At 32.4% G+C, this 15,438-nt stretch carries 15 protein-coding genes; 2 read left to right on the forward strand and 13 right to left on the reverse strand.

The window, feature by feature from the left end:
- Position 1: 1 nt before the first annotated feature.
- The 4 genes from IEV35_RS18950 to IEV35_RS18965 all read right to left on the reverse strand — a co-directional run bounded on the left by IEV35_RS18950 (position 2) and on the right by IEV35_RS18965 (position 5,523).
- On the reverse strand, positions 2–1,195 hold the full coding sequence (locus IEV35_RS18950; RefSeq protein ID WP_229740818.1) for a restriction endonuclease subunit S: 1,194 nt from the start codon (positions 1,193–1,195) through the stop codon (positions 2–4).
- Entirely contained in the window at positions 1,192–3,753 is a 2,562-nt protein-coding gene (locus tag IEV35_RS18955; RefSeq protein WP_188386228.1) for a type I restriction-modification system subunit M, read from the reverse strand. The genes IEV35_RS18950 and IEV35_RS18955 overlap by 4 nt, the downstream gene beginning before the upstream one ends.
- A gap of 193 nt (positions 3,754–3,946) precedes the next feature.
- Positions 3,947–4,543: a DUF4145 domain-containing protein gene (locus IEV35_RS18960; protein ID WP_188386229.1), complete on the reverse strand. Its 597-nt coding sequence runs from the start codon at positions 4,541–4,543 to the stop codon at positions 3,947–3,949.
- Between the two features lie 266 nt (positions 4,544–4,809).
- Positions 4,810–5,523, reverse strand: coding sequence for a CBS domain-containing protein (locus IEV35_RS18965; RefSeq protein WP_188386230.1), 714 nt, complete (start codon positions 5,521–5,523; stop codon positions 4,810–4,812).
- Positions 5,524–5,718: 195 nt separating this feature from the next.
- Here IEV35_RS18965 and IEV35_RS18970 point away from each other — a divergent pair, with 195 nt between their 5' ends.
- Positions 5,719–6,570 (forward strand): EVE domain-containing protein, encoded by an 852-nt coding sequence (locus IEV35_RS18970; RefSeq protein ID WP_188386231.1) that lies wholly within the window; start codon positions 5,719–5,721, stop codon positions 6,568–6,570.
- Positions 6,571–6,684: 114 nt separating this feature from the next.
- Here IEV35_RS18970 and IEV35_RS18975 read toward each other — a convergent pair whose 3' ends face one another.
- The 6 genes from IEV35_RS18975 to IEV35_RS19000 all read right to left on the reverse strand — a co-directional run bounded on the left by IEV35_RS18975 (position 6,685) and on the right by IEV35_RS19000 (position 13,403).
- Positions 6,685–7,116 carry a hypothetical protein gene (locus IEV35_RS18975; protein WP_188386232.1) on the reverse strand — a complete coding sequence of 144 codons (432 nt, stop codon included), beginning with the start codon at positions 7,114–7,116 and terminating at the stop codon, positions 6,685–6,687.
- 36 nt (positions 7,117–7,152) lie between these two features.
- Positions 7,153–8,238, reverse strand: a complete 1,086-nt coding sequence (locus IEV35_RS18980; RefSeq protein ID WP_188386233.1) for a hypothetical protein — start codon at positions 8,236–8,238, stop codon at positions 7,153–7,155.
- 420 nt (positions 8,239–8,658) lie between these two features.
- A complete protein-coding gene (locus IEV35_RS18985; RefSeq protein ID WP_188386234.1) occupies positions 8,659–10,428 on the reverse strand; it encodes a DUF262 domain-containing protein in 1,770 nt (589 codons plus the stop codon).
- 78 nt (positions 10,429–10,506) lie between these two features.
- Positions 10,507–11,148 (reverse strand): hypothetical protein, encoded by a 642-nt coding sequence (locus tag IEV35_RS18990; RefSeq protein WP_188386235.1) that lies wholly within the window; start codon positions 11,146–11,148, stop codon positions 10,507–10,509.
- 176 nt (positions 11,149–11,324) lie between these two features.
- Positions 11,325–12,398 (reverse strand): PDDEXK family nuclease, encoded by a 1,074-nt coding sequence (locus IEV35_RS18995; protein WP_188386236.1) that lies wholly within the window; start codon positions 12,396–12,398, stop codon positions 11,325–11,327.
- 237 nt (positions 12,399–12,635) lie between these two features.
- Complete coding sequence (locus IEV35_RS19000) at positions 12,636–13,403, reverse strand: NERD domain-containing protein (protein ID WP_188386237.1); 768 nt, start codon at positions 13,401–13,403, stop codon at positions 12,636–12,638.
- A 199-nt stretch (positions 13,404–13,602) separates the two neighbouring features.
- Between IEV35_RS19000 and IEV35_RS19005 the strand changes: the two genes are divergently transcribed.
- Positions 13,603–13,827 carry a hypothetical protein gene (locus tag IEV35_RS19005; RefSeq protein WP_188386238.1) on the forward strand — a complete coding sequence of 75 codons (225 nt, stop codon included), beginning with the start codon at positions 13,603–13,605 and terminating at the stop codon, positions 13,825–13,827.
- A gap of 89 nt (positions 13,828–13,916) precedes the next feature.
- Here the strand turns inward: IEV35_RS19005 and IEV35_RS19010 are convergent, their stop codons facing one another.
- The 3 genes from IEV35_RS19010 to IEV35_RS19020 are packed head-to-tail and all read right to left on the reverse strand — an operon-like array spanning position 13,917 to position 15,325.
- The gene (locus IEV35_RS19010) at positions 13,917–14,336 is read right to left on the reverse strand and encodes a hypothetical protein (protein ID WP_188386239.1); all 420 of its coding nucleotides are present in this window, start codon (positions 14,334–14,336) and stop codon (positions 13,917–13,919) included.
- A 48-nt stretch (positions 14,337–14,384) separates the two neighbouring features.
- Positions 14,385–14,657: a hypothetical protein gene (locus IEV35_RS19015; protein ID WP_188386240.1), complete on the reverse strand. Its 273-nt coding sequence runs from the start codon at positions 14,655–14,657 to the stop codon at positions 14,385–14,387.
- A 5-nt stretch (positions 14,658–14,662) separates the two neighbouring features.
- Entirely contained in the window at positions 14,663–15,325 is a 663-nt protein-coding gene (locus IEV35_RS19020) for a DUF1643 domain-containing protein (protein ID WP_188386241.1), read from the reverse strand.
- Positions 15,326–15,438 lie beyond the last annotated feature (113 nt).

The raw sequence follows: 15,438 nt of genomic DNA on the forward strand, positions 1-15,438 counted from the left end.
TCTACACAAACATTTCTTCTAAATAAGCCTCTTTCATTTGCTTTAGTTTTTCTAGCTTTTTTTCTTCGGTTGTAATTTGATTATCTAAGTTTGTAAAGAACAACGATAACATTTCTAGCTCTTTTATATTATTTGAAATAAGTATTTCTATGTTTGACATTACATTATTCATAAGCTTTGGATTTCCAACCTTAGAAACATGTTTCCATGCCTCTAAATCAAGTATTTCTGCGACAGCCTTACAAGCGTATCCTTCTTTAGAAATAAGTACACCATTAACATTCGTACTATAGAATTTACCTTCTCTGTAATTAACTGTACCAGCATTAGCTCCGTCAGTAGTCCAAGTAATAGCTGTGTCAAATAAATAAGCAGAATAATAACCTAATAGACCATTATTTTGGGTTTGTGAGGAATATACCGGATATTGTGAAGTCTTACTCTGTTTTTTTTCAATTTTTGTGGTTGAAAGTACATTACCTCTTGTCACTTGAAATATATCCCCTACTCTTCGCCTTACCCATTTCTCTTCAAATCCCTCAAATCTTCTTTTCGGTACGGTTTCGCCTTCTTGTGGGAACATTTCGGTTAAATATGCAGACTTTAAAGCTTTTACTTTTGCGATTTTTCGTTCTTGATTTGCAATTCTTTCATCTAAAACCCTAAAAAACTCACCGATTTTTTGTTGCTCTTTAATATGTGGATAATATAACGTAATGTTCATTAAATCTTCATTATAAAGATGAACAACAGAAGACCCTTGAGCACGCTTAATCAATTCTTTCTGAAGTGTTCCGTTTGATATACTTAACGCTAGAAATACAGGGTCTAACTCATTTGATGTTTTAATTATATTTAAATCTCCACCAAGAATTATATTAGCCTTTGCAATCACTGATGCCCTTGCAATATCTTCCTTGGATTCACCAGAAGAAGGAACTACCACTTCCCCACCTTTACTTACTACAGAGTTTTCTTGTTTTACTGTGTAGGTGTCTACACTATTTATGATAGTTTCATACTTTGTGTATAACCTACCATATAAAATTAATGGATCTCCTGAGTTTTTAAGGTCGTCCTTTGAATAGCCTCTTCCCTTTGAAAAAACTGATAGTTCCTCTAGTTTGCTTGCTTTCCAGTCTCCTACATAGCCCGCAATTCTTCTCTTCGGAACTAACCTTTTCTCTGTCATCATTTTGTCACCACCAATTCTTGCAGCATCGCTTCAAATTTCTCTTCTAGTGATTTACTTTCTTCTTCAATCGTTTCTAATGTATCAGCATATCTTTCTTCTAAATCTTTCAATATATCCAGTTCATTTCTAAGAGGTACTTCTACAAGTTTTGTGATGTCTTCAATTAATGAACCAAACCACTTTTTATACACGAGTTGATCAATTTCTTCATTCGTTAAGTTTTCAATTCTTTCATCAACTTGTTCAGTTAATGCTTTTTCTTTTTCTCTTATTGCTTTGTTTAAAGATGATTTTTCATCCAATAGTTTTCTAACCTTGTCTAATAAAACATATTCATCAGTATCTTTTTCAACCTTCTTTAATTCTGCTTTTACCGCTGATAAAGTAAAGTCGTCTTCTCTAGGATTTAATGCATCTCCCAAAATTTGCGATTCTTCACTTTCTTCTACCTTTGCTGCTTCAACGAGTTCATTTATTTCATCATTATTAGCTGCTAAAGCTTCTTTTTGTGTTTCCATATCACGTAGTTCTTCTGTATAGAGTTCCTTTAATATAAGTTCATTTGGAACAATTGCTCCAACCCAACCATCTTGTTCTGTTCGCTTCGTTTTACCAGAACCTTTTGTAACCATATTCGCTTCACGTGTTTTTCCTACTGTATAAAAGTCACTTATAGCAATTTTCTCTGTATCTTGGGACAGTGTATTTTCCCATAACTCCGCAATAATTTGATAACCATCATACGTGTCAACGTGATTAAATTGTTTTAATAGCTGTTTAATTTCCGATAACATTTCATCTTTTAACGGTTCAATGTCATTCACATCAGCTACTGTTTTAAGCTTTTCCCAATATGTATCCATATAGGAATGCGTAACTTCTGTTAATGCTTGGATTTGTTTTTGTACGTTTTCATGTGTTAACACTTTTTCTGTTAAGTTTTCAACTGATTGTGTTAATTCTACATAACCTGGACGGACTTCAGTAAGCGCATCATATAAAACATCTTTCGTCATGTCGTGTAGTACTGTTAGTGTATTAATCTGGCTTAATGGGATGCCACCATACAAATGGGCATCTACATCATGGGCAATCTCTTCTTCGACTGCTTCAATATAACGTGGAATATTTAAATTATATTCATTTTCTATGATGTCTTTTTTAGTTGCTTTATAACTATATCCCGGTTCACTCGTGCGTTCGATATATGTATCTACAATTTTAGCGATATCCTTTTCTTGTAAGACGTGCTGCTTCCCTTCTTTTACAAACGATTTAGAAGCATCAATCATAAGAACAGGTTCATCTAACTTTCGGTTCTTTTTCAAGATCATCACAATTACAGGAATGCCTGTATTTGTAAATAATTTATCTGGTAATCCAATGATTGTATCAATATGGTTTTTATCTAATAATCGTTTACGAATTTCCCCTTCTGCTCCTCCACGGAATAACACACCATGTGGAAGTACAATGGCCATCGTACCTTCTTGACCTAGATGGAATAAACCGTGTAATAAAAATGCATAGTCACCTTTAGAATCTGGTGGTAAAACACCTGCAACTTCAAATCGTGGGTCTGTTACTTTTAAGTCTTCTTGATTCCAATTTTTAACGGAATAAGGTGGATTCATCACGACCGCATCAAACTGAACACCCTCATTGGGACGTTCTGGATCTTCTGGCCAATCTTGACCTAATGTATCACCATTTTTTACCGTCATTTTCTCCGGTCGAACACCGTGTAATAATAAATTCATTCGTGTTAAGTTATATGTAGCTGTATTTTTTTCTTGCCCATAATAATGGAGATCCTTTCGGTTATCTTCTGTTAAATATCGACTAACCGTTAAAAGTAATGAGCCCGATCCAACAGTTGGGTCATAAATTGATCTTACCTTCGTAGTTTTAGCAACGATTTGTGCCATGACTTCACTAACTTGTCGTGGCGTATAGAACTCCCCAGCTTTCTTCCCTGATTCCATCGCAAACTGACCGATTAAATATTCGTAAGCATCCCCTAACACATCACCTTTTTGGAGTGCCACCATATTTAAATCAGCAAATAATTCAATTAATTTACGTATGTTTTTACTTCGAGCGTTCAAGTTACTTCCTAAGGCCGTGTCTGTTAAATCAATTGTAGAACTAGAAAATAGTCCTTTAAAATCATCGATATCTCCAGTTGTAGCAACCGTACGTTCGAAACTTTGTAAGCTTTCTGTTACCTTCTCTAATTCAAATGTTCCTTCACGAATATCTTTTAACCATGTCTGGTATAAGTGTTTCGGTAAAACATAATATCCAAGGACATTCTGAATCATATTGATGAGATTATCCCCATAGCTTGCATAAGCCTCTTCATAAGATTGAACAATTTCCTCTTCAGTCCCTTTAGCACCACTTGTTTTGACAAATGTTTCAAGTGTTTTATCACTAAGGAATTTATAGAACATTAACCCTAACATATAATCTTTATAACGGCTGGCATCCATAGAACCACGAAGGTCATTGGCACCATCCCATAGTCTTCTTTTAATATCATCTGAAGTAATCATTTCATTTCCTCCCTGTTTGTGCGTACGTTCTAATTTATAGTTTTTAAATGTACTAAGTAATATATAGTCTCTACTACCTATTTTAGTCGTTAGTTGAAGAAATGGGAAATAGGTTGATTTTAGTTTGCTTTGTTTATACTAACGATTTGGCGAACAGCTATTTTGTTAGAATCTTTCCCATTAATTAAATATTTTATTTCTTTTTGTACTTTATCATCTTACCTGGAAGTTCATAAACAAATCTAAGTAGCATTTCCGTAAACTCCAGTAATTCAACAGCATCATCTTTACTTATGCTCGGAATTTCATGTGTAGCTTCATTTCCCTTTTTTCTAATAATATCAACCCATTCTCTGCTATTAGGTGGAATATAATAATTTTCCTCTAAATAATCCACATAATAAGCAAAGCTCTTCCCTGCTTCTGCTCCCTGCGATACTGAAATATTCATCAACATTTTTCTACAGGACAAAACAGCGGAGGTAAACGCATTAACAGAAATACAGTTTCTTGCTTCGTTGTACAATTGCTCTATATCATTAGGTAAAAATTCTATATTATTACCAAATAATTCACCAGGTACTTGTTCATCTGATGAATACTTTTTAAATGTCGGTTTATTACAATTAGGACAAATATAAATATATGCAAAAGTATTTTTCCCATCGTTACTTTGGCATTTATATCCACTTGATGGCCCAGCAGCTTTCCCACAATATCCACATTTATAAGATACTCTTTTAAAAGTTACTATACTTGAATACCAAGATCCCCCTAAACTATTGGTCATATTAATACCCCTTTCCTTTAACAAATTCAACAATAACATCTTAAATAAACTCTTCTAAATTTTTTTAACCTATAAAACCACTTTTTAATAATGTCTTAACAATTTAATTCTAAATTTTCTTAATTATCATAAGACCATATATAATTCACCAACTGAGAAAAGTCCAATATTTGGACTCTGGAACTGTGGGATTTGTTTCTAATACTAATAATGATAATAACGTTAAATACAAAACAGTTTTTATGTCACCACGTCCCTTCTAAAAATTACACCTTAGGAATATCAATAATATCCCAAGAAGTAATAATACCTAGTAATTTTTCTGTTTGTTTTCCGCTATGTGTAATAAAAAGTGCTTCCAACCGCTCACCTTTATCTAAATTGTTCTTAAAAAGCTCTTCGGCTTCAAAGATATTTGTATCCCTACTAATAAATTTATAGTTAGATTTATATTCCTCAAAAGGCAGCACATCTTCATTTTTTGCATCTCTTATTGAAATAATATCTTCCTCAATATTACTTGCTAACCAATTTGAAATTCCGTTTGTAGTCAACAGCCCTTCAAATGCTTGACCCTTATAGATAGGAAACTGGGAATACTTTTGTTCATCTATGAATTCAAGAACATATGAAAGAGGATCAGATACTTGGAATGATTGAACGCTCCTAGCAAACTCCGGAATAACTGTTCTTGGTTTAGTTATCCGCTCCTCTATCGTCTCAATTTTCTCCACTGTCGAATCATGCGGTTCAGCAATCACAAATTCTGGTTTTGTCCGTTGATGAACGATTGCATTTCTAAGTTCTGCAAACTCTAGTAAATCCACTCGGTATCGTCTGATTGCAGCACCATCTTTCGTTTGACTTAACTGCTCAACTTTATTTTTAAATGTTATGTATTCACTACTACCGATCTTTTTGTTTAGCATTTCTTCTATTCTATTAAATGAGTTTATAAATCTCTCGGAGTTTTTGCTCATCGTATTACCCCCTACCTGTGTTTGTTTTTATATAATTTAGTTCCCTGAATAGTAAAATTATGTATATACTTCTAGTTTACTAGAATTAGGGAAAAAATACATCTTAGTGCATAAGGGTAAATCAACATAAAAACACTCCTAATACAAAAGATGATATAATAATCACAAAATTACTAACTTAAGGGGGAGAATAAATTGAAGGAGCCTACTGGATATTGGACATTTTACTGTAACCCGAAAAGGTGGTACATCGACGACTTTATCCGTTCTGGAGAAACCGAAGATACCTTCTCTGTTTCTGACTTTCATCGTAATTATTTTAAAGAAGGGCAGTTCGGAGTTATTAGAGTTGGGCGTGATAAACGAACTTTGAAAGAACTTGCAGGTAGAAATCGCCTTCAAAGTGGCGTATATGCAATCGTTGAAATACTAGGTGAGCCTAAACTAATGAAAAGTACGAAAAAAGGATATTGGGCAGAAGAAAGTGATGGAGACAAAGAAAAGTATAGAGTCCCTATCCGTTACGTTAAAACGTTATTAGATAACCCAGTTCTATTAGAGGAATTAGACCTCCCCGCGGATGCGTATGATCAACATTTAGTTAGAGGCCAACAAGCATCCACTATGCCATTGAATCCCCTAACTTTCCATACAATTATTGATTTAATTGGAGGTTACGAGACTATTAGCTTGCTTGAAAAAGATACTCTACCTGGGGAGTTTGCTTTAGATGAGGTAATATTAGAAGGTGCAAAGAAGCATGTTACAGTCAATGCTTATGAACGAAATCCTCTAGCAAGAAAAAGATGTCTAGACCATTATGGCTACAACTGCACCGTATGCGACTTTAACTTCTACGAGGTATATGGTGATATTGGCAAAGATTTTATTCATGTACATCATTTAACGGAATTAAGCTCAATTGGTGAGGAATACAAAGTAGATCCCATCAAAGACCTACGCCCAGTCTGCCCGAATTGTCATGCGATGTTACATAGGAGGAAGCCGGCTTATGGGATTGAGGAGTTGAGGGGGATGGTGAAGTAGCCAACACATAGACGGCTCTGGTGCTTCATATTGAGGCATCGAACCGTCCTTGTAGTCCAGCTTTTCTCGATAAATGTAATACATTCGATAAACCATGGGAAGTGTATTGGAACTTTATCTGGTTATATAAATATTAATATTTCTTTTATCACAAACCCATTCCAATGCTGGATCTCCTTCTGAACAAATTATTAAAGGTGTTATTTTAGATAGACCGTATTCATGTTCAAACATATCTACTCCAGCTATTACCTGCCCTATAACTAATCTATTAAGCTTTGTCTTTACTTCAATTAATTCAATGGAATGACTTAATGATAAGTAATCTTGTATACTTTCTTTCTTACTTAGTCTAAAAATGCCAGCTTGCAACTGTTCATTTTCAATTCTAACCCCATCTATACGCCTTACTTTGGATCCTTTAGGCCAATTACCAATACCTCTTGGTGAACCAACTGGAACTTCTACGAATATTGTACCTTGTCTTTCTTCCCAGTATTGTTGTAGTAATTGATCCTCGTTAGATTTGGGAATCCACTTTTCCATAAAAAACCACCCTTATTTTTTTCAAAGTAATGGATATCATATTGCATCAATATGATTGTCATCTTGAATAAATTTGTTTCCTGATTCAATATAGTTAATGAAATTATCGTATAGATAATTATATGGTATGATTTTAAACCACCTAGGCTCACTTTTTAATATCCTATTAAAATCATTTTGTATTTCATCTTCAACTTTTCCAATTATACCTATACCAATAGGATGATTTACTTGAACTCCATACCTCTCTTCAACGTATTTCCTATGTTCGTATTCATCAAAGTACTCTACATAATCATTTAACTGATCTTTAAGAGAATGAACTTCGGCTTTTAAACCTGTCCTAGTTTTATCTATATTTTTAATTAAATTTTTATTCGCTTTCTTATAATCAATTATTGTCCATTTTTTTTCAAATATATCAAATGCAATTAAATCCGGCTTTAGATCATGAGCATACTTAGACAATAAGTTCTTTAATTCTATTTGATGCTTTAGATTTGTTAAATTAAGAGATTCAGTTAATATTACCGGATTGTTCTCAAGAAACTTATCAATAGTTAATTCACCAACAGTGTTATCGTAAATTAACTTCAAAAAATTACTTGCTATTTCTTTTAATGACTGAATATAAGAATGTTTACCTCTTTCATTCTCACTGGCCTCATTATTATATTTTTGAAAGTTATAACTGGTACTACTAATTTCGTTTGCTAGTTTTAAAGTATTTTTGTTTCTTTCTTTTAAACTTGCTTCCCCCAAGACTAGTGCATACTCAAAATTTATTTTTACACCATATCCTAAATCAAAACTAGTTCCTGAAAATGTGACTTCAGTAAATTCACCTTCTATATGAATGAAAGGAAGTATGCCACGGGAATTTTTTTCATAATGAAAAGAATAATTACCTGACTTGCCACTTTCAAGAATAAACAAAAAAACTTTAGGCACAGAATAATATATTACTCTTACCTCAGTTTCTTTAAATTCTTTAAAAACATTGGGTAATGAGTCATCTAAATTAACTCCTAAATTTTCATAAACTCTTTTTAGCTCAGTAAAAGAATCCATTAAATTATCAATGAAATCTTTTGCTTTTCTTTCTGCAATACCAGTATTCAAACTAATTCACCTTACCTTAGAATCTATTTAATTCTCCAATTATTTATAGAGGTAAATAATTGACAATGGTTACTTGTTTGCCACACCATCTTTAACTTAGCTAAGTGTTCCCTTTTGTTGTTAAAGTTATGTACTCACTACTATTATTTTTCTGTTCAGCACTTCCTTATTTATATTAAATGAGTAAATTTTTCGGGGGGGTGTCCATAGTATTACCTCTGTGTTTTTTATAATTTAGCTCTATGTATAGAAAATTATATGTATTTATTACTATTTTACTAGATTTATTTAAAATATACATCATTGCTTATTAACACAAATTATATATCCCAATTATGAGAAATTGGTCAAACAGAAAAGACGGTTCTGAACATTCAAATTGAAGAACCAGAACCGTAACTATAAATACAAGTTATTCTCTTAGATAAACCCTTTCCTCTTTAACTCTTCAATCATCTTTAAATCTTCATCTGTTGGAGTAGGAGGTTGTACTTGTTGGGTTGGAAATTCCGGTTTATTTAATCCCCAGTCATTAAGTAGGTTGAGTAACTCATCGGAAATTCTAATATCTCTTTCTCGAATCTCATCAAGGCCCCAATCGTTATGTTCCTCAGCAAGATCGATTAATATCTTGACTCTTGATTTTTTGTAACTCTCTTGTTTCTTTTTAAAGAATCCATTGCTTGCAATAATGTTTAACTTTTTCTCAAAAGGAATCTTATTCCCTATATGTTCCACTAACTCTTTTACTTCTTCATCAGAATTGCTTGGAAAATAACTTGATTGCCATTTCTGTGGAAGAATATGCTCTATTTCCCACTTTTCGGGTAGAAGCTCGTCTTGTCTTTGATAGGCAAGAATCTTCAATATCATACGAACAGTATTGCGGTGAGCTATCTTAATCTTCCCTCTTAATTCCTGTTCATCTACTGTTGCAAAATCAAATCTTGGCGTAGGCGATTTAATAATTTCAGAGTTTAAATTCAAGATACCTCTCTTAACAGCATTAATAGTTGGTGTAACTATATACCGAGCTGCCAAAACTGCGAGTAGTTTCTTAAGGAATTTCAAGAATAAATCTTCAAAATCTGGAGTACCATGATATTTAAGATAGTAAATAACTACTGGATACTTCCAAAATTCATTGGGATAAGAAGATAACCCATCAAGTACTTTTTTAATTTCTATATTCTTCGACCAGTCTTCATCCTCTATTTCTAAACGATTATTAACTACTAGCCATAAATTAAGCACCGTTTCTAGGTTGCTCATAACGTCCTTCTTATATAACTGCTCAAACTGATTCCTGGAGTAGTATTTCCTTATCCCTGGAGTTGTTGTATTTCTATCGTTTTCTAATGCTCTCAAATAAAACATATAATAGTAAAATAATTTTTGAATACTTTCATTTGCATTAGTAGCTGTGTAATCAAGTTGTTGCCAGCGATCAATAAACTCTTTCTTCCCTTTAGAATCCAATTGATTATAAATCTTTGCTTTAAAAATATCTGCATCAGATAATGCTAACCCTCTATCGTTTAGAGTTGAGAAGATTGTTAACGCTGTATCTTGTGAATCTGCGGTAATTGGTAATAATATTGCTTTGTTTAGAACATTTCGGATGAACCAGAAAAATAGCTCTGGTTCATTCAAAGCATAATTCTCTATTAATTCAGCAAATAATTTATAGTTTATAGAATAGTTATCTTTTGCACCTTCTTCAATAGTACCATTTACAAGAATATTGGCGAATGTTTTGTTTCCTTCATCCCCCATTACCCTCGATTCAATAAGAGTTTTTTCGTAATCAACTTCAGCAGTTAATTCATCCTGTTCCCACAGTGCTGATTCGATCTGCCCTTTAAAATTCTTCACTTCTTTTGTTTCTGTCATTGAACTAAGTTTTGAATAAAGTGCTCGAAGCAATAAAAATAAAGAAGTGATGCGTTGTTGACCATCTATAATTTCCTGTTCACTGTTCTCATTTTCATAAGAGACAATTGTTCCTAAAAAATATGTACTTTCATTATTATTCGCGGTGTACTCCACTAAATCATCAAAGAGTGTTTGAATTTGCTCATCAGACCATGCATACGGACGTTGATACTCAGGGATAATGAATTTATTAACTTTGCCTGTTTCTAATAATTGTTTGACACTTTGTTTGTTCACTTCAATTGTTGTAGCCATAATATCCTCCAATCTATATAATTTTACTTTTTAATTATTATCTGTCACATTTAGTTTCTTTCAACCAATCGTCCTTATCTATATTCTTTTCCCCCTCCTCCTCATATTAGACCCATTCCCACCAAACTTTTCCCTCTTTTTTCTATTCCCGTCACTATTAGGTGAATATTTATATGCATATAGATCCGAATAATAAAAGTCTATTTTCCTTAATTCTTCTGGACTTAATTTACCAATTGGTTGCTTTTTCACTTTATTTTTATGTATTTTTTGTTGAGGTATTCTACTCAATACTTTTTTCTTATTCTTGATTTGGGGTAGTATTTTAGATTCAAAATAATCCTTTGATACTTGATTATTAACATTTGACCTTATTTGAAATTGAGTAGATTCATAGTTTAATAGGTACATATTGTTAAGTTCTTTAATCATGTTAATAGAATATATTCTTTCAATCTCAGTTTTAAAATGCTCATCCTTAAATTTAATACTTACCATATCTCTCCTTAAATCTTCACGATTATCGATAACATCCTTAAGGAAAGATAAATTAATCTCCAGTTTTTGACGATTATTTCCAAATTTTAATGATAATTCATATCTTTTCCCATTTAATTTTAAATTCTTTTTGGTTACATTTGTTATCAGGACACTGTGCTTTATACGACTTTGATCTAGTACTTTAAAGTTAACTTTGATATTTACCTTCTCATCTCCCATGGAATCAACGTCCTTTTTCTTCTAATCAATAATCATATAGATAATTCTAACAATTGAAAGCGTACTTATTTTAATATTTAGTGTAACTTATTTGCTAGTAAAACTCAGATACTATGAAAATGTCTTTTTCCAAATTCGGTAATTTACTCAAATAGCTAGCTTACAACTTAACTTAGTTAATTTTCATTAATAATATCTTTCAAGAATTTCTTAAACTTAACAAATGTAGAATTGAATTTTTCTAAGCATTCTTCGATTGATTGATAATTTTCAAGATTAAGTGTCGCAGTTAACCGCATTAAATCCTTATTTCTAGACCCAGGTGTTAAACTGATGTCACATCCAAGAAGTTTTTCTAAATTAGAATGATAGTTTTCTCCAATTTCCTTAATTAATTGGGCAATTTCAGGATTGTAAGATTCTATAAACATAGATGCTGTATTTTCTTTCTTTTTATATGCAAACACAAAACGCCAAGGCATATTTAAAAATTGATGTCCAACAAAATAATCTCTCTTCCCACCATAATTTGCAGTATAATCTGTTTGCGAGTTAATGAAACTAGATACGCCTTGTAAGAAATCAGAAATATTTTTGTCTACGTTTATTCTACGATTGTTTGGAATCTTTTTCTTTATATAATAATCTTCCAATTTATATGGTGGAATAATTTGATTTATATCTACTAAAATGTCATCGTCCAACTTATACGGTTTCATTGTTATACATTTTATATCTAGGTCATTTTCATATAGCCATGTGCATACTGACAAGATTCTTTTATCTATCTCGTTACCAACTATTATAATTCGCTGGCTATTGTTAAGAACTGCATTCAGTTCCTCCTCATTATCTACATTTAGGAACTCGATTAATTCTTCTTTTGCCTCTATTTCATAACCAAAACGAATTAAATATTCCATATAAATTTCCAAAATATCTTGTGGACTTAGTCTTGCACAATATGATGCATACTTTAAAGCTTGAAACTCCACCTGACTACCCGTATAGTCCCTTTTCACTTCAATGATTACTAGATTCCCTTCCCTATCTACTGCCAACAAATCAAGCCTTTCATTCACTTCAAACTTGTCATATTCATGTCCTATAATAAGTAAATCTTCTCCTAATACTTCCGGCTTGTGTCTTATCCATTCCTCAATATGTTGTCTTTCCTTAATATCATTCTCAAAAAAGGTAGTCTCTTTAACTTCCTCAAGTTTGTTAGTAGATGTGTTCAATTTATACATAAGATTGCCTCCTTAATTTAATATAGAAATTTCGACTTCGACTCGTATACTCTATGAACGGTGATAATACTTCTACTACCAGAAATAGAATTTGATTAAAAGTATATGTACACGCTATTTAAATACCTATTATATAGAGTTACTAGTAACAGCCGGCATCCCTTGAAAGTGCTTTATTATTTTCTACATTTACTGTTACTTCCTTAAACTCTAAAACTAACAAAATGTTTATTCTAATTAAACCTTCCCCGTATACCTACACTTCGGAAACCCACTACACCCCAAAAACTCCCCATACTTCCCTTTCCTTTTAACCAAATCCGAATTACACTTAGGACATTTTGACTTATCAAAATATGTTACCTTACTCTTTGCTATATCCAATTTCACTTCTTGAACATGCTGTTTACTGATTTGCCTTTTCTCTTTCTTATCTGATACAACCAGCTTGTCCAATTTACTATGTATATCTTTAATACTCGCATCATCGAGAACGCCTACATTTTTCTCTTTAATAGTTTTATATAATTTACTAAAATGAATAACCCTTGCTCGCGTAAACTCTTCTTTGAATTTAAAAGTGGATTGGTTTGAAAATGCAATGATAGAGATGAACAACTTTCTTTCTATACCTAGGTAATTCTCTAGGGCCTTAATATGCCCAGCGTTTTGCCAAATTGGATTAAACAATTTCTCTTTCCGCTTATAAATAACCTGTGTCCAGTATTTACTTTTTTCACTACCAAAAATCCATCCATTATATGCCTTTGTTTCAATGACAAAGATTCCATATGGTGATACGACAACATGGTCAACTTGTGTTGTTTTATTATCTTCCGTTGGCACATATAAATCATGATAGATTTTGTACTGACTCTCATCTAATCGACTTAGAAGTGCGTTAACACGCTTTTCACCAATACTACCTTTTATAGTGGCGAAATTACTATTAAGATAAAATAAGCCATAGAATACCAATGCTAATAATAAAAAGAAAAACAACATGAATTTAATCCCCCTAGTTAGATGCAAAAACACTAATTAAATATTATTTTGTATAATCCAATATTACCATAATTATTTAAATTTTTAAGTAAATTTACCTATTAACCTAGTAGAGCGGGATAGAATAGCTTTCCGTTCCTAGCATTGTTTGCTACTATTTATACAGAATACTTTAAGTTAATCAGTGGAGGAATTACAAATGGCAGAACAAAATAAGAAAACATTATCTGGATTAAGCTTAAACATTTGGAAACAGGATGAACATACAATACATATCAATGTACAAAATCCTCATGACGGAAAAGATTCTTGGTTAACTAGTATTGAACACACGGATAAGCATGACGGGAAGCAGATGGCAAGAACGCATAATAATTTGTTTAGAGATTTGAAGTCTATATTAGAAGAAAATGGGAAATGGTAGATTAAAAAAATAACCGGTCATACTTGGGTATGGCCGATTATACACCTTTTCGTAAATAATTAACTCGATCTTTACATTATGAAAATACATTAATTAAGATACTCTTTTGTTATTGCTTGCCATAACTTAAGCCCTTCTTCATATTTTAACGATACCATGGTAGGTGCTAGTACGATTTTCCTACCAATAATATCATTAATATCCGAAGATGTAATTGGATTAAATAACATTTCGAATCGATTTAGATTCATATAATATTCTTCATCAGGATGTAACCCATCTTCATTAAGATAATCTGCTACTTCGACTACCCCTGTTGCTATACCTCTAGCAATTATTCCTTTGCCATTACTATAAAGAAAAACTAGATCGTTTGGTAGTATTTGATGTATTTTCTCTTTCCAAGGAGAAAAATAAGCAGCACACTTCTCATTTTCTAACATATCCACTTCTGTCTCTCCACCAGGTCGATTTGTTAAATTAGTGTTAATGATATAAGCTTTTCTCACTTTCTCTACACTCCCCATCAAAAATGTTTGAAGGTATTTTAAATCTCCTTACTTAAACCCATATTTCTTATTTATCCTCATAGCAATTCCCCCTAGAAATGCATCCACTGTCATATCTTCAACTTCCCTTGTATACCATGCAAGTTTAGCTCCTTTATGCTCCCCATTATAATTCACTTCTAAAGGCCAAAATGTTTTTGTCGCATTTGTATAATCAAAGTGAATGTACAATTCTTTCCCTTTTGGGCATTCCAGAATTACTTTATACAAAGGATTTTTCCCTTCTGAGTTAAACTTTACTTTTCTAATTTTCGCTTGCATGTAATTCACCCCTTAATTTCTCTATTATTCATATATTCCAACCACCGCATTTTCCCTTTAATTGGTGGAGGACTCGCATGATAATAAAACGGCTCTTTTTCATGTTCCATCCCTATTATCCTATCTTCGGGAAGACATTGCAGTGCTTGTTCTGCTAGTTTTTTGATACTCGGATCGGTCCCCCATGCAAGAATAATTGGTCCATTAATTTTAGATATAGTTCGCTTTAGTTCCGGACATCTCTTCGGTGAAAAAATACTATGACTATCAAATTTGTACTTCTTAACATCCTTTAGTTCTTTCTTGAAATCATCCATATTACCAGCACGTATATCGGATAGATTAATCAATAACACTTTGTTCCATTGCTTTAACTTCATAAAACGCATAATTTGATATTGGGTATTGTCAGTCTGAGCGAGGGTGAAATTTATTGGTGATTGACCGACAGTTACTTGTGGAATTTCATAGGTTGAGAGTTTAGGCATGCATTTACCTGGATTAATTAGTACAAATAAAGCATCGTATTTTTCTTGAGTCTTCCTATCTTTCTTGTAGATTTGTGCGTAATTTCTACATTCAAATACTTTACCGTTTATTACTATATTGTAAAAGCTCCCTTCTACTTCAAATTCTTTCTTTAATAAATCAGCTTTTAAGAAATCCATTTAAACACCTCCATAGATATTTTCTAAGCAGTAATTCTATGGCTGTATATTCTATTTTAGTGGATAAATACAGAGAAATAAATGTATATCCCAATAATATTGTTATGGTATAA

The organism is Ornithinibacillus halotolerans (genome assembly GCF_014637405.1).
GTDB classification, from domain to species: domain Bacteria; phylum Bacillota; class Bacilli; order Bacillales; family Amphibacillaceae; genus Ornithinibacillus; species Ornithinibacillus halotolerans.